Origin of the sequence: Pontibacter sp. Tf4, from assembly GCF_014212495.1 — a bacterium.
Lineage (GTDB): Bacteria > Bacteroidota > Bacteroidia > Cytophagales > Hymenobacteraceae > Pontibacter.
In genome coordinates, this window is the sequence record NZ_JACKZC010000007.1 from 216,680 (window position 1) to 237,030 (window position 20,351).

Annotated in this window: 17 protein-coding genes; 14 read left to right on the forward strand and 3 right to left on the reverse strand. The window is 46.8% G+C overall.

What is annotated here, in order from left to right:
• Positions 1 to 44: 44 nt before the first annotated feature.
• The 7 genes from plsX to H7F15_RS13240 all read left to right on the forward strand — a co-directional run bounded on the left by plsX (position 45) and on the right by H7F15_RS13240 (position 6,814).
• Complete coding sequence (gene plsX / locus H7F15_RS13210; protein ID WP_185197456.1) at positions 45 to 986, forward strand: phosphate acyltransferase PlsX; 942 nt, start codon at positions 45 to 47, stop codon at positions 984 to 986.
• A gap of 131 nt (positions 987 to 1,117) precedes the next feature.
• Positions 1,118 to 2,116, forward strand: a complete 999-nt coding sequence (locus H7F15_RS13215; protein WP_185197457.1) for a beta-ketoacyl-ACP synthase III — start codon at positions 1,118 to 1,120, stop codon at positions 2,114 to 2,116.
• Between the two features lie 100 nt (positions 2,117 to 2,216).
• Complete coding sequence (locus H7F15_RS13220; RefSeq protein ID WP_185197458.1) at positions 2,217 to 3,383, forward strand: hypothetical protein; 1,167 nt, start codon at positions 2,217 to 2,219, stop codon at positions 3,381 to 3,383.
• A 289-nt stretch (positions 3,384 to 3,672) separates the two neighbouring features.
• The gene (gene efp, locus H7F15_RS13225) at positions 3,673 to 4,236 is read left to right on the forward strand and encodes an elongation factor P (protein ID WP_185197459.1); all 564 of its coding nucleotides are present in this window, start codon (positions 3,673 to 3,675) and stop codon (positions 4,234 to 4,236) included.
• A 3-nt stretch (positions 4,237 to 4,239) separates the two neighbouring features.
• Positions 4,240 to 4,731 carry an acetyl-CoA carboxylase biotin carboxyl carrier protein gene (gene accB, locus H7F15_RS13230; protein ID WP_185197460.1) on the forward strand — a complete coding sequence of 164 codons (492 nt, stop codon included), beginning with the start codon at positions 4,240 to 4,242 and terminating at the stop codon, positions 4,729 to 4,731.
• 123 nt (positions 4,732 to 4,854) lie between these two features.
• Positions 4,855 to 6,201 (forward strand): acetyl-CoA carboxylase biotin carboxylase subunit, encoded by a 1,347-nt coding sequence (gene accC, locus H7F15_RS13235; RefSeq protein ID WP_185197461.1) that lies wholly within the window; start codon positions 4,855 to 4,857, stop codon positions 6,199 to 6,201.
• 175 nt (positions 6,202 to 6,376) lie between these two features.
• Positions 6,377 to 6,814 carry a hypothetical protein gene (locus tag H7F15_RS13240; protein WP_185197462.1) on the forward strand — a complete coding sequence of 146 codons (438 nt, stop codon included), beginning with the start codon at positions 6,377 to 6,379 and terminating at the stop codon, positions 6,812 to 6,814.
• Between the two features lie 62 nt (positions 6,815 to 6,876).
• Here the strand turns inward: H7F15_RS13240 and H7F15_RS13245 are convergent, their stop codons facing one another.
• Both H7F15_RS13245 and H7F15_RS13250 read right to left on the reverse strand, forming a co-directional pair.
• A complete protein-coding gene (locus H7F15_RS13245) occupies positions 6,877 to 7,452 on the reverse strand; it encodes a DUF3109 family protein (RefSeq protein ID WP_185197463.1) in 576 nt (191 codons plus the stop codon).
• 875 nt (positions 7,453 to 8,327) lie between these two features.
• On the reverse strand, positions 8,328 to 10,007 hold the full coding sequence (locus H7F15_RS13250) for an ankyrin repeat domain-containing protein (RefSeq protein ID WP_185197464.1): 1,680 nt from the start codon (positions 10,005 to 10,007) through the stop codon (positions 8,328 to 8,330).
• A gap of 288 nt (positions 10,008 to 10,295) precedes the next feature.
• On the opposite strand from H7F15_RS13250, the gene H7F15_RS13255 reads away from it, so the two are divergent.
• The 5 genes from H7F15_RS13255 to H7F15_RS13275 all read left to right on the forward strand — a co-directional run bounded on the left by H7F15_RS13255 (position 10,296) and on the right by H7F15_RS13275 (position 16,823).
• Positions 10,296 to 12,548, forward strand: coding sequence for an ATP-dependent helicase (locus tag H7F15_RS13255; protein ID WP_185197465.1), 2,253 nt, complete (start codon positions 10,296 to 10,298; stop codon positions 12,546 to 12,548).
• A gap of 176 nt (positions 12,549 to 12,724) precedes the next feature.
• Positions 12,725 to 13,396, forward strand: coding sequence for a DUF4290 domain-containing protein (locus H7F15_RS13260; protein WP_185197466.1), 672 nt, complete (start codon positions 12,725 to 12,727; stop codon positions 13,394 to 13,396).
• 3 nt (positions 13,397 to 13,399) lie between these two features.
• Positions 13,400 to 14,704 carry a UDP-N-acetylglucosamine 1-carboxyvinyltransferase gene (murA, locus tag H7F15_RS13265; protein ID WP_185197467.1) on the forward strand — a complete coding sequence of 435 codons (1,305 nt, stop codon included), beginning with the start codon at positions 13,400 to 13,402 and terminating at the stop codon, positions 14,702 to 14,704.
• A 150-nt stretch (positions 14,705 to 14,854) separates the two neighbouring features.
• Positions 14,855 to 15,910 carry an opacity family porin gene (locus H7F15_RS13270; RefSeq protein ID WP_185197468.1) on the forward strand — a complete coding sequence of 352 codons (1,056 nt, stop codon included), beginning with the start codon at positions 14,855 to 14,857 and terminating at the stop codon, positions 15,908 to 15,910.
• A 106-nt stretch (positions 15,911 to 16,016) separates the two neighbouring features.
• Entirely contained in the window at positions 16,017 to 16,823 is an 807-nt protein-coding gene (locus H7F15_RS13275; protein WP_185197469.1) for a DUF4349 domain-containing protein, read from the forward strand.
• 76 nt (positions 16,824 to 16,899) lie between these two features.
• On the opposite strand, the gene H7F15_RS13280 is transcribed toward H7F15_RS13275, so the two are convergent.
• Positions 16,900 to 18,093 (reverse strand): class I SAM-dependent RNA methyltransferase, encoded by a 1,194-nt coding sequence (locus H7F15_RS13280; RefSeq protein WP_185197470.1) that lies wholly within the window; start codon positions 18,091 to 18,093, stop codon positions 16,900 to 16,902.
• 513 nt (positions 18,094 to 18,606) lie between these two features.
• Between H7F15_RS13280 and murB the strand changes: the two genes are divergently transcribed.
• Positions 18,607 to 19,623, forward strand: coding sequence for a UDP-N-acetylmuramate dehydrogenase (gene murB, locus H7F15_RS13285; RefSeq protein ID WP_185197471.1), 1,017 nt, complete (start codon positions 18,607 to 18,609; stop codon positions 19,621 to 19,623).
• Positions 19,624 to 19,777: 154 nt separating this feature from the next.
• Complete coding sequence (locus H7F15_RS13290; protein WP_185197472.1) at positions 19,778 to 20,218, forward strand: hypothetical protein; 441 nt, start codon at positions 19,778 to 19,780, stop codon at positions 20,216 to 20,218.
• The last annotated feature ends 133 nt before the right edge of the window (positions 20,219 to 20,351 follow it).

Sequence of the window (20,351 nt, forward strand, 5' to 3'; positions counted from 1 at the left end):
CTGCTCATAGTTTTAGTTCTGTATAGTTTAACACCAACCACTACATGAGGATCGCCTTAGACGCAATGGGTGGCGATTATGCACCGGAGGCAATTGTTAAAGGTGCCATACTTGCCGAAAAGCAACTTCCTGAACAATATGAGATCCTGCTGATAGGCAAGGAAGATGTTGTTAAGCAGCTGTTACAAGAATATGGGTACACCGGGAAAGGCATTAAAGTGGTTAATGCAACCCAGGTTATTGATATGGGCGAGCACCCTACCAAGGCGCTAACCCAGAAACCAGACTCCAGCATAGCCGTTGGGTACGGATTACTGAAAGCCGGGAAAGCAGATGCTTTCTGCAGCGCAGGAAATACCGGAGCCATGCTGGTTGGAGCCATGTTCAGCGTTAAAGCGATAGAAGGTATTTTAAGGCCATCTATTGCCGGGCTTGTGCCTAAACTTAATGGTGGTTACGGTATTATGCTGGATGTTGGGGCAAACGCAGATTGCAAACCGGAAGTACTGGAGCAGTTTGCTGAGCTTGGCTCTATTTACGCCAGGTACGTTCTCGACATCAAGAATCCTAAAGTAGGGTTGATGAACCTGGGCGAAGAAGAAGGCAAAGGTACTGTGAACACACAGGCTGCTCACCAGCGCTTAAAGGTAAATCAAACTATAAACTTTATCGGCAACATAGAAGGCCGCGACGTTTTCAATGATAAGGCAGACGTTATTGTTTGCGACGGGTATACCGGTAACATTATCCTGAAAATGGCAGAGTCTATCTACGACATATTGAACGAGAAGAAGATGCATGACCCTTTCTTCGACAAGTTTAACTATGAGGCCGAAGGTGGAAGCCCGATTTTAGGTATAAACGGCAACGCAGTTATCGGTCATGGAGTGTCTACTCCTACTGCTATCTGCAACATGGTGCTGCAAGCCCAGAAAATGGTAGCCACTAACCTCTCTGAGCGTTTCAGAAAGAACTACAACGAATAATATCCGCGGTGATTTCCGCAACTTGAACTTGGCACGAGCTGTTTCAGTTAACTTTTTATAGAACTGAGAGCGCGTGCCAAGTTTTTTTGTATCTTGCCCGCCTTAAACTAACAACCTAATACCTTTTAAAGATGAGTAAAATTACTGCCGCGATCACAGGTGTAGCAGGCTACGTACCCGAATACGTGCTTACCAACAAGGAGCTCGAAACAATGGTGGAAACCAATGACGAATGGATAACCTCCCGTACCGGCATTAAGGAAAGGCGCATTTTAAAAGGCGAAGGCAAAGGTACCTCCCACATAGCGGTACCAGCTGTATTAGAACTGCTTAAAAAAACCAATACAAAACCAGAAGAAGTTGACCTGCTGATCTGTGCCACTACTACCCCGGATATGGTTTTCCCGGCAACGGCCAACCTGATCACGGCTGAAGTAGGCGCGGTTAACGCATTTGGCTACGACCTGCAGGCTGCCTGCTCCGGTTTTCTGTATGCCCTTGTAACAGGTTCCAAGTTTGTGGAGTCGGGTCAGTATAAAAAAGTAATTGTAGTTGGTGCCGATAAAATGTCTTCTATCATAGACTATACCGACAGAGCTACCTGCATTATTTTTGGTGATGGCGGCGGCGCTGTAATGCTGGAACCAAACACCGAAGGCTACGGCATCATCGACTCTGTACTTAAATCAGATGGTACCGGTGCCCAGTACCTGCACATGAAAGCAGGCGGTAGCCGCAAGCCGGCAACTATAGAAACCGTACAGGCACGCGAGCATTATGCTTACCAGGAAGGTCAGCAGGTATTTAAGTTTGCTGTAAAGGGTATGGCTGATGTATCGGCTGAAGTAATGGAGCGCAACCACCTGACGGGTGAAGATGTGGCCTGGCTGGTGCCACACCAGGCAAACAAGCGTATTATAGAGGCAACTGCCAACCGCATGGGCCTGAGCAACGAGAAAGTGATGCTGAACATTCACAAATATGGCAACACAACCAGCGGCACTATTCCGCTTTGCCTGTGGGAGTATGAAAACCAGCTGAAAAAAGGTGATAACCTGGTATTGGCTGCTTTTGGTGGTGGTTTTACCTGGGGTGCCATTTACCTGAAGTGGGCCTACGATCCAAAATAATACATAGTGAAAAGAAAATATTAGTATATTTAAAAAGCGGTTCAGGCCGCTTTTTTTATGTCTGTTTATTTCCTGTGCACACCCTTAAAACAAGCGCTCCATGATCAAAATCTTTACTCCTATTTTACTCTTATTATCAGTCATCAGTCTGCAGGCAGCAGCACAGGCCAGTTCTTTCGAAAAAGGCTATGTTGTACAGGAAGGCGACACACTGCACGGCTTTATCAGAAATGTTCCGGAAACAGACCTCACAAAATCCATCGAGTTTAAAAAAGAGTTTACAGCCGAGAAAAGTACAGTTTACACGCCTCTTGAGATCAGTTCTTTCTCGTTTGGTAATTCAGGTATAGTATATAGCGCCGTAGAAGCCGAGATCCTAAAAGGTGCAACTATAAGCCGGGTGCAACGCTTTGCAAAACTAATGACCAGCGGCTACACCCAGCTTTATAAATTACCACTTCCGCAAGAAGAGCAGTCCATTGTTATAAATAAGTATAACACCAACCTGTACATCCTGAAAAAGGACGGTACTTATTACACCCTGGGACTGTACGAAACACTAAGTGAAGGCATTCTGAAGACAAATGCACGTTATAAAGGTACACTGCGTGCCATTTTCAGTGATTGCAAAGATTATAAGGATAACCTGGACAGGCTCGCGTTCAATGACAAGAGTATTATGGACGAAGTAGGGAAATACAATGCCTGCATGGCTCCCAAAACCCAGACGCAGATACACACCGTTAAAACTAAAGCAGTAGTGAAACATGGCTTAGAGGCATTCTATACAAAAGGCTCTAAACCTGATGATGATTCCAACTACGAAGGTGAAGGGTATGCCGTAGGCTACTTCTGGGATATCATCCACTCTGGTACAAGCAGACAGTTGTCCGGTAAGATTGGTTTAGGTGTAATGTCCTATAGTTATACATACTACCGGAATTCTTTTTTTTCGAACTATAACGATGAAAAAGTATCAGAGTCAGCCCTTTTTCTCCGTGTTCCGATTGTTGCCCAGTATAATTTTGGAGATGCGGTATATTCTAATGTCCTCCCTTTCCTAAGCTTTGGGGTTACAACGCTGCTCAACGTAAATTCTGATTCTAACGCAAGACCCGAACATCCGGGCTTAACCATTCTGAATAGTGTTGGCGCCGGCATGTACTATAACCGCATAAGGTTAGGGGTACAGCTCGAAAATCATAAACTCTCTACGGAAAACCTGACAACATTAAATTTCTCATTGGGTTTCAGGATAGACAATTAACATGACAGAAAGGCTGTAAACTATAGTTTAAAACAAACCGGTAGGCTGCCCAACTATAGGCTTTTCTGTTTGTAAAAACCTGGGCCAAACTATAGTTATTAGGCCCTCTAAAACGGCGTTATAATATGTTACGCATGCATAACATATAGTTTTATTGGATAAAAACCAAGACAAAATCACATCATTTTACAGCACAAATCAGGCAGATTGACTAACTTTGTTTGCAGAACATAGTTTTGCGCTATACTTTTATCGTTTCATTTAAGTACAACACGACTCAGAACACTATATGGCAACTACCGCTGACATAAAAAATGGCGTTGTAATTGAGTTCAACAACGACCTGTACCAGGTAATAGAATTCCAGCACGTAAAGCCAGGCAAAGGCCCGGCATTCGTAAGAACCAAACTAAGAAATATCAGAAGCGGTAAAGTATTAGATAACACCTTCTCTGCCGGCCATAAAATTACGACTGCCCGCGTAGAGCAGCGTCCGCACCAGTTTATCTACAAAGATGACATGGGATATAACTTTATGGACATGAACTCTTTTGAGCAGGTAACCCTGCCGGAAGAAATGGTGCCATTTGCAGACCTGATGAAAGAAGGCCAGGAAGTAACTGTACTGTTTCATGCTGAAACGGAAACCCCGCTTACCTGCGAGATCCCTCCTTTTGTAGAGTTAACTATAACTTACACAGAGCCAGGCCTGAAAGGTGATACTGCCACTAACGCATCAAAACCAGCCATTGTAGAAACAGGCGCTACCATACAGGTGCCATTGTTTATTGGCCAGGACGAAAAAATTAAAGTAGACACTCGTACTTATTCTTACGCAGAAAGAGTAAAATAACACATGAAAGCTAAAGAAATCCAGGACCTTATCGACTTCATCGCCAAATCCGGCCTGAACAAAGTCAACATCGAAACAGAAGAGTTTAAAATTTCGGTACAGCGCGAGCCAAACCAGAAAGTGAAGTATGTAAGCGAGCCGGCACCAGCCGCTCCTGCTGCTCCGGCTCCGGTTGCTGCACCACAGGCTGCTCCTGCTCCGGCAGCACCTGCTGCTCCTGCTGCCGCTCCTGCGCCAGCCTCCGACGACAGCAAGTATGTAGCCATTAAAGCACCGATGATTGGTACGTTCTACCGCGCTGCCAGCCCCGAATCTCCAATTTTCGTGAACGTAGGCGACGAAGTGAAAAAAGGCCAGGTGATCTGTATCATCGAAGCTATGAAGCTGTTCAACGAGATCGAGTCTGAAGTATCAGGTAAGATCGTGAAGGTGCTGGTAGATAACGCCACGCCAGTTGAATACGATCAGCCTCTGTTCCTGGTAGATCCAAGCTAATATTCAAATTTGAAAATTTGGAAATGAGAAAATTTGGAGATGGAGATGGTCTTATAAACCTCTCCATTTTCATTGTTCATAATTTTCAAATCTACAAATCTTCAAATCTACAAATCCGACATCATGTTTAAGAAAATATTAATTGCCAACCGGGGCGAGATCGCGCTGCGCATTATCCGTACGTGTAAAGAGATGGGCATTAAAACGGTGGCCGTTTACTCTACCGCCGATAAGGAAAGCCTGCACGTGCGCTTTGCCGACGAAGCTGTTTGCATCGGTCCGGCACCAAGCTCACAATCTTACCTGAATATCCCGCACATTATTGCTGCAGCCGAAATCACTAATGCCGACGCTATTCACCCGGGTTATGGTTTCCTGTCTGAGAACGCGGAGTTCTCGCGCATTTGTGCTGAAAATAACATCAAATTTATTGGTGCCTCTCCGGAGATGATCAACCAGATGGGTGACAAGGCCTCTGCGAAAGACACCATGAAAAAAGCTGGCGTACCAACTATACCAGGTTCTGAAGGACTTCTGAAGAACGTGGAAGAAGGTATGAAGCTTGCCAAGAAAATTAAGTACCCGGTAATCATCAAAGCTACAGCTGGTGGTGGTGGCCGTGGTATGCGTATCATCAAAGAAGAGGCTGAGTTTGAGAAAGCCTGGAACGATGCCCGTACAGAAGCTGCCGCAGCTTTCGGTAACGACGGTATTTACCTGGAGAAATACATCGAGGAACCACGCCACATTGAGATTCAGCTGATCGGTGACCAGTACGGAAATGCTGCCCACCTTTCAGAACGTGACTGCTCTATCCAGCGCCGTCACCAGAAACTGGTTGAGGAAACGCCATCGCCGTTCATTACAGATGAGCTTCGTGATAAAATGGGTCAGGCTGCCATTGCAGGTGCCAAAGCTATTAACTACGAAGGTGTTGGTACGATCGAGTTCCTGGTGGACAAGAACCGTGATTTCTACTTTATGGAGATGAACACGCGTATCCAGGTAGAGCACCCTATTACGGAAGAAGTAATTGATTACGACCTGATAAAGGAGCAGATTAAGGTAGCAGCCGGCGAGAAAATTACCGGTAAGAACTACTATCCTAAGATGCACGCCATCGAGTGCCGTATAAACGCCGAAGATCCGAAGAATGGTTTCCGTCCGAGCCCAGGCAAGATCACAAACCTGCACGTTCCAGGTGGCCATGGTGTTCGCGTTGACTCGCACGTTTATTCTGGGTATACTATTCCGGCAAACTACGACTCTATGATCGCAAAACTGATCGTAAGTGCTCAGACCCGTGAAGAAGCCCTGGTGAAAATGAAGCGCGCCCTGAGCGAGTTCGTAATTGAAGGTATCAAAACCACGATCCCTTTCCACCTGAAGCTGATGGATGACAAAGGCTTTAAAGAAGGTAACTTTACAACAGCTTACTTAGAGACATTCGATTTTAAAGCGCTTGACTAAGCTGCTCAAACTATAACTAAAAAAGCCGGTGCATCTGTACCGGCTTTTTTGTTTGAAATCCCTATACTTAACATATTAAAACAACTATAGATAACAAAAACAGCACGCATTTTTATAGCAGAGAATATATTAAATACTATATTTGAACTATATCTTAAAATTTAAAACAAACTTATTGAAACAGCTTCTACTTCGTGGTTTACTTATACTGTTTGTTATGGTAAGCATTACCTCCTGCAGCAAAGATGAACCAACACCAGATTCTGAAAAACTTCTAACATCTCAGGCTTGGGTAAAGGGCAGTGTAAGTGCCGACACGAAAGACCCTGAATTGCTTGACAGGTTACAAGGAGTTTACCTCGTCCTGAATTACACGCAGATAACCTTCTACGAAAATGGCACTTACGAAAGCGCTGAAGGGAAAGGCACCTGGCAGCTTTCAGCAGATAATAAAAAGCTTTTGTTTGACCAGAATAGCTACCGAAAAAAAGAATGGTCGATTCGTGAGTTAAAGTCAGGCTCACTGAAAGTAAACCTTCTGGCGCACCTTATTGATACTGAAAACAATGTCACAGAGGTCACAATATTCCTTGACCTGATACCCAAAAAATGAGGCCAAATAAAAAGGGGAGCAAATTTATATTCGCTCCCCTTTTTCATAGTCAGAAATGTTGCCTACACTTTCTCTTGCCCTTCTTCCATCAACTGTGTCAGCTCAGTATACCAGGCTTCGCCATACTTACGGATAAGCGGCTCTTTCAGGAACTGGTAAACTTTTACGCCTAAGTCCTGTCCGAAATTGCAGGCTGCGGCGCAAATGCTCCAACGGTCATAGTTCAGTGCTTCGAAGTCATCATACTTCGTGATACGGATCGGGTACAGGTGGCAGGAAATTGGTTTTTTCCAGCTGATCTTGCCATCATAGTACGCTTGTTCAATTGCACATTTCAGGATGCCTTTCTCGTCATACAATGCATAAGCACACTCGCGGTTTTCTATAGTTGGCGTGGAGTAGTCGCCTTCAAAATCGGTGATGTACAGTCCCTGCTCTTCCACGGCCAGCTTACCGGCACCGGTCATATAAGGCTTGATGTGCTCGTAGTTGTCGGCAAGTATTTTTAGCTCGTCTTCTTCCAGTGGGGCACCCAGGTCACCTTCTACGCAGCAGGCGCCTTTGCACTTCTCGAGGTTACAAACAAAGAAATTATCGCGGATATCGTCGCTGATAACGGTATTCTGAAGGACTATCATGATTCTACTATAAACGTGCTTTAGGTGCACTTAAGAGAGACAAAGGTAAAGAGAAAATAGTTTAGAAGGGTTCTATGTTATAATAGCTATAGTTGCATTTCCTGTCATGTCGAGCAAAGACGAGATATCTTATATGTCCTATAATTCCACTATCGTCATTTCGAACAACGTGAAAACTCTATCTCAGCCTATAGTCTGTAAAGACCTAGCAGCGTGCGCAGCTCCTGCTAGCGTCTGGTGCTATAGTTGACGTTAGTTGCAATTTGGACCAAGCCATTGTCCTATAGTTTCTACCAATCCTGGGAGCTCTAATAGCCTATCGTTTTATAGTTTCCTTGGCTCCCTCCCGGGCCGGGAGGCCCCGTCTTCGGGCATCGCGCTGCTGCCTTCCTGCTATCCTCGTACCTCGGATTGCCTGACGGCACCGCAACAAGTCAAAGGCGCTCAACCCAAAGACTGATATCAGTTCGATAGCTTATTGTTTGACTATAGTTGCAGTGCTTGCTCTTAGACAAAGCAGATCGGTTTTACTCGTGGCTATAGTTTCGCAGGGACAGGGAAACCTGTCCTGCTCGTGATCGATAACTATAGATCTATATTCCAAACTATAGTAACGGCAGATACTGTCCCCTTGAGGGGACTATAGGGGTGTTAAAGCAGCAACTATAGAACTATAGCTGTCAACACAGCAGTAAAATAAAATTCCCCTCCTTGGATAAGGAGGGGCAGGGGTGGTTGGACCAACCTTAACTATAGAACTATAGCTGTTCCAACTATAGTCAATCCAAATCCTGAAAATCCTTTAATTCTGTAAATCTTGATCCAGACATATCCCCCTCTCCTGTTCTTAGGCTAAGGTTAGAGAGAGGTAAACGCTACTGTTTCTTTGCCGGCGAACCTGCTGCCATCAGAATATTCTGCACGTTCTCGTGGGTAGTATAGTCGATGGCGGCTTTACCGGACTGGTCACGGAGTTTTGGGTCGGCGCCAGCCTGGATCAGTGCCAGGATGATCTCGAAATTGGAGTTCAACTCACAGGCGAGGATAAGCGGCGTTTTGCCTTCATTGTTCTGAATGTTAGGATTTGCCCCGGAAGTGAGTAATTTTTCCAGTTCCATAATACCCAGATGCTGCCCGCTGGTAGATTCCAGTGCTGCGGTAAGTGCAGTATTGCCTTTCTTATCTTTAACATTGAGGTCAGCTTTATACTTGATAAGGGTATCCAGCAATTGTACCTGCTCCTGCTCAAATAACTGCGAGTTACTGATGCGGGCACCAGCTACGGTATGGTGCAGCGCCGTGCGGCCATCGGCATCCTGGGCATTCACTTCAGCGCCTTTGCGTAGCAACATGCCCGCCATTACCGGCCGTACCTCGGGTTGGTAAATCACACCGTAGTCTTCCAGCAGAAGCGGAATATAGAGCGTGTTCATCAGCGGAGTGCGGCCGTGCAGTTCCTCCGCCTCGTAATCATCCGGAATAGCCGTGGTATTTACATTGGCCTTGTTGTTAAGGGCGCGCTCCATCATGTCCGGGTTGCGGGTAATAGAAGCAATTACCAGTTTCTGGTCTGCGGTCTGGTTCATGTAACGTAGCTGCTCATAGGCGCTTACACTACCTTTCGAGATCGCCTGGCGGTATAGTTTGCGGGCTTCTTCCAGGTTTGGGGTACCTACTGTTCCTTCTTCGTACAGTAACCCTAAAGTATAAAGAGCTTCGCGGTCGCCGGCTTCTGCTCCTTTTTTCAGCCAGAAAAGTGCTTTTTCCTTATTCGGCTCCACTCCTTCCCCATCCAGGTACAGGTTAGCCAGGTACGTATAAGCTACTACATCGCCTTTGTTGGCAGCGCGGTTCAGGTAATTAAAGGCATAACCCAGGTCCTTCATTTCGCCATAACCGGTATAGTACATACTGCCCAGCATACGGTTGCTGAAAGGGTCGCCTTCCACCGCCTTGGTCCGGATTACGACAGCCGCCTCACGCATTTTCTGAAGGAAGTTCTGCTTGTCTTCCTCGGTGCGCAGGATCATCAGCTCAGCCATCCCCAGGTGACCAAGCGGACTATTCTCCTGCAGGGCCAGCTCGTAATAATAACGGGCCGAATCGCTGTCGGCAGAAAAGTATTTTGTGCGGTTTTGTAGCTCTGCCAGGGTGTCAATCTGAACAGAATCGTATTTCAGCTGGCGATACTGGTGCATACGCCCCAGGAAATACAGGGCATCGGCCTCGCCCTGTGCTGCGGCTTCTCTAAACTTAGCCTGCGCTTCCTGAAACTGCAACGATGTATAATAATTCATGGCTTCCTGCATCTGAGGTGTCTGCCATCTCAGTTTTGCAGGTGCTTTTTCGGCGGGTTTTGGTGCGGCCGGTGTGGCTGCAGCTTGTGTTGCCGGTTTAGCAGCAGGTGCAGTTTGCTTGGTAGCCGCTGGTTTGGCAGCAGGTTTCCGGGTAGTGGTTTTGGCAGGAGCTTTGGTTTTGCTATTGCCGGATTTGCTTTGTGCAGGGCTTAACTGAGCGCTAAAAACGAACAGTGCAAGCAACAGGAGCTTTTTCATGGGAGCGTTAAAGGTGCGGTATAGTTGGTATGTCATCAAAAAGATACTTCTAAATCTGGTAAGCGGCCAGGACACAAAAATAGCCATAACCTGCTTCTAATTCAAAAACGGAAACTATAGGTATTGATTACCTGCAATTACCGGGCCTTTTTAAAGGGCCTGACATAAAACGCTTTTGCATCCTGTATTGTTCATCTAATGCCGCCAGCACCAATTTGCAATGGCGGTTCAGAATACGGATTACTATTCGTAAATTGCAGGATATTTTTAGCACGCCTAAGAGAACAAATGGATTATATTAGTTTATTGAACGAGTCGCAGCGCAAGGCAGTATTGCACATTGATGGCCCAGCCATGATTATTGCGGGTGCTGGCTCAGGCAAAACAAGAGTACTTACTTACCGGATCGCCCACCTGATCAGTCAGGGTGTGGACCCGTTCAACATACTGGCCCTTACCTTTACCAACAAGGCGGCCAAAGAAATGCGCCACCGTATCGAGAAAGTGATCGGCAACGAAGCCAAGAATATCTGGATGGGTACGTTTCACTCGGTTTTCTCGCGTATACTTCGCGCTGAAGCCGACAAAATTGGCTACCCGAAAAGCTTTACCATTTACGATACCGATGACTCCAAAACGCTCATTCGCAATATTGTGAAGGAGATGAACCTGGACGACAAACTATACAAGCCCAATGTGGTGCTGGGCCGCATTTCATCAGCCAAAAACAAACTGATCTCGCACAAACAGTACAACGCCGACCCGGTGATACAAGCCGACGACGAAGCGGCCATGCGCCCCAAGATTGGCAAGATATACGAGCAATATGCCAATCGCTGCTTTAAGGCTGGCGCCATGGACTTCGACGACCTGTTGTTCCAGACCAATGTGCTGTTCCGCGACCACCCGGATGCCCTGAACAAATACCAGAACATCTTTAAGTTTGTGATGGTGGATGAGTACCAGGATACCAACTACTCGCAGTACCTGATCACGCGTAAACTGGCAGCCCAGAACCGTAATATAGTTGTTGTGGGCGATGATGCACAGTCGATCTACGCGTTCCGTGGAGCCGATATTCAGAATATCCTGAACTTTGAGCGCGACTACCCGGAGCTGGAAGTATTTAAACTGGAGCAAAACTATAGATCAACCAAAAACATCGTAAACGCGGCCAACTCAGTTATTAAAAACAACTCGGCACAGCTGAAAAAGGATGTTTATACTGATAACGAGCAGGGCCCGCTGATTGAAGTAATAAAGGCCAACTCGGATAACGAAGAAGGCAAGCTGGTGGCTACAACCATTTTCGAAGAGAAAATGAACAACCACCTCTCCTACGACGATTTCGCCATCCTATACCGCACCAATGCGCAGTCAAGGGCCATGGAAGAAGCCCTGCGCCGAATGAATATCAAGTACAAAATTGTTGGTGGCCTGTCGTTCTATCAGCGTAAGGAAATTAAGGACCTGATCGCGTACCTGCGCCTGACAGTTAACCCGAACGACGAGCAGGCATTGCGCCGTGTGATCAACTACCCGAAACGTGGTATTGGCGAAACGACGGAATCAAAACTGTTTGTAACCGCCGATGAAATTAACCACAGTGTTTGGGAAGTGGTGCAGAACGCCACCGAGTTTTTAGGTAACCGTGTGGGTACCGCCATCGAGAACTTCTCGATGATGATCCGCGAGTTTGCCATTATGGCTGAGCAGAACGATGCGTTTGAAGTGGCCAAACACGTAGCCAAGCGCTCAGGCATCGTAGATGACCTGTACCAGGATAAGACCGTGGAAGGCCTGGCCCGCTACGAGAACATACAGGAATTGCTGAACGGTATTAAAGAGTATGTGGATGATCCGGAGAAGGATGATAAAAGCCTTTCGGCGTTCCTGCAGGACATTGCTCTTATTACCGACGCCGATACCAAAGCAGATGATCAAGGCGAGCATGTTACCCTGATGACCATTCACTCGGCCAAGGGCCTGGAGTTTAAGAACGTGTTTATAGTTGGCATGGAAGAAAACCTTTTCCCAAGCCAGATGATGCTGAACTCACGTGCCGACCTGGAAGAAGAACGCCGCCTGTTTTATGTAGCTATTACGCGTGCCGAAAAGAAACTATACCTAACTTACGCCACCAGCCGCTACCAGTGGGGCAACCTGCGTGCCTGCGAAAAGAGCCGCTTCCTGGATGAGATTGACCCGAAGTACCTGAATTTTAAGTATGGCGATAGCGGTAACACGGCAACCAATAGTGTGTTTGAGCGCGTACTACAGCGTAAGAGCAGCATCAGCAGTCTGGTGCAGCCGGCTCCGCGCAAACAAGCCGCAACCGCCTACACCGCCCCTGCCGACTTTACTCCAAGCGACACCAGCAACCTGGCCGCCGGCATGAAAGTAGAGCACCCTAAATTCGGTTTCGGCGTAGTAACCCTTGTAGATACCCAGGGCAACAGCGTAAAAGCAACTATAAACTTTGACGAAGTAGGCGAAAAAACCCTGCTCCTGAGCTTTGCCAAACTACGAATACATGAATAATTAGAAATTATGAATTAAAAATTAGAAATTGATGCCTTGAGTTTTGCATGCCCTATCTTTTATACTTGTCAGAACTCATAACTTCTACTTCGAATTCCGTAATTCATAGGTGCACCTGGTGCATTATTTACCATTTCTAATTTCTAATTCATAATTTTGAATTTATATAAAATCTAATGGAAGCAAGTACCTCCTTTAAACAAGAACTGCTGTTGCGCGAATATGGCCGCAATGTGCAGGATCTTGTAAACCATATACTGACCATACAGGACAGAGCCGAACGTACGCGCCTGTCGCAGTTGCTGATAAACCTGATGGCCAAGCTAAACCCACAGCTACGCGACACACAGGATTACCAGCAGAAACTGTGGAACCACCTGTTTGTGATGTCGGGCTCGCAGCTGGATGTGGATGCGCCTTACCCGCTGAGCGCGATGGAATACCTGAACGACAAGCCGCAGCGCATGACCTACCCATTGGAGACGCCAAAGTACAAACACTATGGCCAGAACGTGGAACTGCTGATCCAACGCGCGACCGAGCTGGAAGATGAAAAAGAACGCGAAGCTGCCATCATTTCCATCGGTAAACTGATGAAAACGCTGTACCGCTCTTATAACAAGGACAGCATAACCGACGATGTGATCCTGAACGACATCCGCCAGTTATCGAAAGGCAAACTGAACATGGACCTGGCTTACATTGAGAGCAACAACCTGTTCGAGTCGAATGTAGGTGGCGGCAGCAACCGTCAGGATAACCAGCAGCGCAACCAGCAGCAAAACCGCGGCGGCGACAACCGCAACCGCAACAAAAATACCCGATCATCCAACCAACGAAATAAATAGTACATGGCTTCTTTCGAAGTAATAGGTGGTAATAAATTAAAAGGCGAGATCATTCCGCAGGGAGCTAAAAACGAAGCATTACAGATACTTTGTGCTGTGTTGCTTACACCTGAAACCGTTACCATTTCCAATATCCCCGACATCCGGGACGTAAATAAACTCATTGAATTGCTGCAAGGCTTAGGTGTTACAGTAGAAAGACTTTCTGCGGATACCTATAGTTTTAAAGCGGATAACGTGGACCTGGATTACCTGGACACAGAAGCGTTTGTAGCGCAGGGCCGCGCCATCCGTGGTTCGGTGATGATCGTGGGTCCGATGCTGGCGCGTTTTGGTAAATCTAAAATGCCGAAGCCGGGTGGCGATAAAATTGGCCGCCGCCGACTGGACACACACTTTGAAGGCTTTGAAAAGCTGGGTGCCAAGTTTGCCTACAATGCTTCGGATAACTTCTTCAGCGTAACGGCTGATAAGCTGAAAGGTGCTTACATGCTCCTGGACGAAGCATCGGTAACAGGTACGGCTAACATTCTGATGGCTGCTGTGCTGGCCGAAGGTACGACCACCATTTACAATGCAGCCTGCGAGCCTTACGTGCAGCAGCTTTGCCGCATGCTGAACCGCATGGGCGCTAAAATAAGTGGCATTGGCTCTAACCTGCTGGTTATTGAAGGTGTGGAGAGCTTAGGTGGCACGGAGCACCGCATGTTGCCGGATATGATCGAGATCGGTTCGTTTATTGGCCTTGCTGCTATGACGGGCTCTGAGATTACGATAAAAGACTGCCAGATTCCGGAGCTTGGTCTGATACCAGATACCTTTAAGCGTTTGGGTATTAAAATGGAATTCCGCGGCGATGATATCTACATTCCGGCACAGGACCATTACGAGATCGACACTTATATAGATGGCAGCATCCTGAACATATCAGACCACACCTGGCCGGGCTTAACCCCCGACCTGCTAAGCGTGGCGCTGGTAGTGGCTACACAGGCAAAAGGTACGGCACTGATCCACCAGAAAATGTTTGAGAGCCGCCTATTCTTCGTCGATAAACTGATCGACATGGGAGCGCAGATCATTTTGTGCGACCCGCACCGTGCTACGGTAATCGGTCATAACAATAACATTCCGTTACGCGGCATCCGCATGACTTCCCCGGACATTCGCGCCGGTGTAGCTCTGTTAATTGCAGCCCTTTCCGCGGAAGGCACCAGCATTATCGATAACGTTGAGCAGATCGACCGTGGCTACCAGAACATCGATGGCCGCTTGAATGCCATTGGCGCACAGATAAGAAGAATATAGATCAACTATAAACTATAGTTTTAAGGAAGAGCACTCAGAAACGGGTGCTCTTTTTTTGGCTATAGTTCAGCACTACCCATTTTCTAATTCATCCCATGTTATCAGAATTAAATCATATATTTATAGCAATATCTGATATACCAACTTTTTATGAAAAACAACTTACTACTTCTTGCCCTGTTTACCCTGTTCACAACTGCTGCCTTCGGCCAGATACAATCTGCGCAGGGCAAGCTGCTACTTACAAACGGGCAGGAAGTGAGCGGCACCATCACACACTTTTATGATCAGCCCTCCGAAATTATATTGCTGGAGCCAGACAATACCAAACGCACCCTGCTGCCCGCCGAGGTTGCCGAAATACAACTTACCGACAGCAGACGCTTTGTACTACACGACCTGAATGCCCAACGTCTTGTGTTTCAATTGCTGATCTCTTCCGAAAAACTAAGCCTGCTGAAACGCGAAACCCCATCTCCTGTATTTTATATCGCAAAAGAGAAAGAACTACACCTGCTGGAAAACAATGAAGAGACCCTGCTGGTAAACGGCAAACGATATAAAAAGGAAGACCACCGTTATGTAGGCATCCTTACTGCCATGATGCAGGACAGAATTGACCTGACGCAGAGAATACAGAGAACAAAACTAAAGGAACAGGACCTGACAGCACTTTTACTGGCATATACTAACGGAAATGTAAGCTATTATTACCAGTCTGATGAAAAACTGGAACGAAAACCCTATTGGGCTGCCTATGCCCAGTACAGCAACCTCTATCAGAAAGACATAACTACGGCCCGCTCCTATGCCTACCAGGCTGGTGCACAGTATTACTTTACAGCCGCCAGCCGCAACTCGCTCCGCTTTGGGCTGGAGTATGCAAACTATACCCATTGGAATAGGTTCAATACCAAAACCTTCGAGTTAAATTTAGCTTACCAGTATGATTTTGTAAAAACAAGCAAAATGAATGCGTACGTGATGGCTACCTTTTTTGGGATAGGCCATGCTGAACTCTATGACCGGGAAACTAACGAAACATATTCCGATTTCGGGGCAGGTATCGCCGTGGTTCCGGGCATGGGTTTCGAATACAGAAGTAACCAGAACCTATCGTTTTATGGCGAGATAAACAAGCTTTTTGACATCGATAGCCTGCCGAAGAACTATAGCCTGGGCATTAAATACGCGTTTTTGAAGTAAGGCTGCTTAATGAAGCTAAAAGGAACAGGCAGTAAACAATAGGTAGTATACCAACGGGTTACCTAAACCACAGGAAAGTATAAACAGAAAACCACGCTCCCTGCCTATGAAACGCCCAGCCTTTTACTTCCTGATAGCTTTCCTTTCACTGAGTTTGCTGAGTTGCCAGACGGGTAACGATGCCGGAGAAGCTGAAGAGTCTTCTGCCATTCAGTCCGTTCTCTCTCCCGATGCAGCCATGCCGGCTCCCTCCGATCGTAAACTGATACGGGAGGCGCACCTACGGTTTCAGGTAAAGGATCTGAGTGAAAGCAGCACACGCGTAGAAGCAGTAGCAAAAAAGTATAAGGCCAGCATTATCCGTAGCCAGAGCAACAACGGTGAAGAAAGCATAGAAGCCAACTATACGATAAAGGTATTACCCGAAAATCTGGATGAGCTGTTAGCTGGCATACAAGCTGAAAGTATTTTTCTGGATAATAAAACGGTTACCGCCGACGACGTTACCCTGCACTATACAGATGTGGAAGCACGTGTAAAGGCAAAACAGGCCGCCAGAGCACGTTACCTGGAGTTACTGCAGCAGGCTAAAAAAGTAGAAGACGTACTGGCCATTGAAGTAGAGTTAAACAAAGTGCAGGAAGATCTGGAATCGGTGCAGGCACAGCTCATAGCACTTCAGCAACAAACCAGTTTCAGCACCATCCACCTGGCCATGTACCAGGTAGTGCCCGCTTCTTACACAGACCGCACCAGTTTCACTACCCGCGTTACATCTGCCGTAAGTGGTGGCTGGCAATTATTTAAAGATCTGCTGGTTGGAGTTGTGTATATCTGGCCGCTGATCATCGTAATTATAGGTGCTTTATTCCTGATACGGTGGTATAAAAGAAGACCAGGAACTATAGTTTAGCAATCGAAACTTAACAAAAAAGCCCGTCTATAGTTTATTGAGCAACTATAGCCGGGCTTTTCTATATCAGCTTTTCTTACTCCTTTCCTTCTCTCCTGCTGCCGCTGTATAGTTCATATTTCAGCAGACGGCAATCTATAGCACCATTGTAAAGCGGAATACGGCGCGAGGCGCGCAAACCTATAGTTTTGGCAGCTTCCAGGTTACCGGTAAATACAAACGCATCGTAGCCCTGGTAATTCTGTTTCAGCGTGTCGCCGATGTTCTTGTATAGTTCAAAAATGTCGTCTGACAGGATTCGTTCGTTGTAGGGCGGGTTCATGACTACCACACCTTGTTCGGATGGGGCTTTGGTTTTAAAGAAATCAGCTTCTTCTACTTTTATCACGTCTCCCAGTCCAGCATTGGCTATGTTGGTACGGGCGGCTGCCACGTAATCAGGGTCAATGTCGTAGCCAATAATTTCGGCTTGCGGCTCGCGTTTTTCTTTTGCTTCGGCAGTGCGCCATACCATTTCAAACAGTTCCTCGTTGTAGCCTTTCCATTTCTCGAAACCATACGGGTCGCGGCGGAAAAGGCCGGGAGCTATATTTTGTGCCATCATAGCTGCTTCGATCAGGAATGTACCCGAGCCAGCCATCGGGTCCACGAACGTAGATCTTTTGTCCCAGCCACTCAGCGAAATGATACCGGCAGCCAGCACTTCGTTCAGCGGGGCCACGTTGGTCTGCAATCTGTAACCACGGCGGTGCAGCGAATCTCCGGACGAATCCAGGGAGAGCGTCACCATGTTTTCGTGCATGTGCAGGTTCAGGCGCACATCCGGCCTTACTCTATCCACAGAAGGGCGCTCGCCGGTCTTTTTACGGAATTGGTCAACTATAGCATCTTTGGTTAGCTGGGCCACAAACAGCGAGTGCTCAAACGTAGAATGGCTAACTACGGCATCAATGGCAAAAGTCTGATCCAGATCAAAGTACTCGCCCCAGTTCGTTTTCTGTACCTGTTCGTACAGGTCATCTTCGTTGCGGGCCTTAAAATTCCGGATCGGCTTAAGGATGCGGATAGCGGTGCGGCACCACAGATTGGCTTCGTATAGTTGGCGTAAGTTACCCGAGCAGGTTACCACACGGTTACCGACTTTCACATATTCCATTTCCAGGGCACGAAGCTCTTCAGCCAGCACTTCCTCCAGTCCGGCCAGCGTGGTGGCAATAATGTTAAAGTTCTCGGTCGGTTTCTGTTTCGGTTTAAAACTCGGTTTCGCCATAATCTATAGTTGTAATCGTTTGCAAAGATACACATTGCAGTTAGAAAGTTTGGAAGTTAAAAAGTTAGAAAGTGAATGTTTAAACCGCAGATTAATGGAGATTAAGTGGATTAAAGGAATGACAGTCTACGTAATTGCGTTTTTTTGTCAGAATCTTTAAGTAGGGCCCCTACCCCAAGGATTTACAGAATTTTAGGATGAACAGGATTTCAAAAAGTACCTGTGATATAAGCTATAGTTTAATCTGGCGCCGGTATCCAACAGGTGCCGCAGAGTGGGTACGAGTCTCCAGACTCGCTTGGCTATAGTTGCAAAGTACTACCAAACTATAGTTTAGCCTATAGTTTCATAGCGTAGACGCAAGGTATTGCGTCTCTACAATCTGTTTAATACATAAAGTCTTCATTAATCCTGGTTCAGACATTAATTATCTATAGTTGAGACAACAATTTAACAATTCAACAATCAACAATTAAGACTTATCTTTACAGTCTAAGTCTAATTAATGCGCCTATGAAACTGCAGTCTGATTTTCCGCTTAAAGCTTATAATACGTTTGGCATTGATGTGAAAGCCAAGCTTTTTGCCCGCTTCGATAGTGTGCAGGAGCTGCAGGAGCTGTTGCAGATGCCGGAACTGAAGCAGGAGCAGAAGCTGATTTTAGGTGGTGGCAGCAACCTGCTGTTCACCAAAGATTTTGACGGCATTGTGCTGCAGAACGGTATAAAAGGCATCGAAATCATCCGGGAAGACGAGAACTATAGTTACGTAAAAGCTGGTGGCGGCGAAGTATGGCATGAGTTTGTACTGTACACACTGGAGCACAACCTGGGTGGCGTGGAGAACCTCTCGCTGATACCAGGCACAGTAGGCGCTGCGCCGTTGCAGAATATCGGCGCTTATGGCGTGGAGCTGAAAGATGTGTTTTACGAACTGGAAGCAGTGCACATCGAAACAGGCCAGACACAGGTATTCACAAACCAGGATTGCCGCTTTGGCTACCGCGAAAGCGTGTTTAAAAACGATCTGAAAGGCCAGTTCATTGTTACGTCTGTTATCTTCAGGCTACACAAAACCCATCAACTGAACACCAGCTACGGCGCTATCAAAACCACTTTGGAGGAGATGCACATCACGCAGCCAACGATACAGGACGTCAGCGCCGCCGTTTGCCACATCCGCCAGAGCAAACTACCAGACCCGAAACAGATCGGAAATGCAGGCAGTTTCTTTAAAAACCCGGAAATACCAGTGGTACTGTTTGATGTACTGAAAACCCAGTACTCGGAAATGCCGGCCTACCCCGTGTCGGAACTGACAGTGAAAGTACCGGCTGGCTGGCTGATTGAGCAGTGTGGCTGGAAAGGCAAAGTGATCGGCAACTATGGCGTGCACAAAAACCAGGCGCTGGTACTGGTAAACTATGGCGGTGCATCGGGCAACGACGTACGCCAGCTTGCCTACGACATCATTCAGTCGGTAGAAGAAAAATTCGGCATCAGGCTGCACCCTGAAGTAAATATCATGTAGGCTGCCGCGCTGTAGTTCCGGCTGTAGCCGCCTGGCGGAACATTTTAGGGACAAGCCCGTATTTCTGCAGCATATCGCCCTGGTCGTATTGCTGCACTATACTTCAGGCAGGGCCCCGGGCGTTAAGCTTTTGTGTCTCCTAAAATCTTTAAACATGAAAAAACTACAGTTCCTTAGCTATTTATTCGCGGCCTTGTTTATGGTAACCATGGTTAGCTGCGACGATGATGACGATGATACAACTAACCCGAACCCCGATAAGGAAACGCTGCTGACGGCAAAAGTCTGGAATGGCAGCAAGGTATACTACCAGAACGCTGACTTTACCGAGCAGGTGAAAGAACTCTTTGACATTTCAACTACAACTATAAAGTTTAACGCAGACGGGACCTATACTGCTTCCATGTCCGGTGAGGACGATGAGACCGGCACCTGGGAGTTTGCCAGCAACGATACCAAGATCGTGATGGACAGTGAGTCCTCGGACCCGATTACGGTTGATATAAACACCCTGACAGCTACTGAACTATGGGTAGAAGGCGACTTCCTGGAAACAGGAGGCCAGGAGACGATAGAGCTACGCTTTGTACACTAAGATCTTATAAACCGGATAAATAAAAGGCTCCTGCAAAGGAGCTTTTTTGTTTAAATACCGCTTGGTCTGCACATCAAAAACAAAGATTTAACAGTACATATCTTTACTCAGCTTATGCTGCAATCTCATTTTT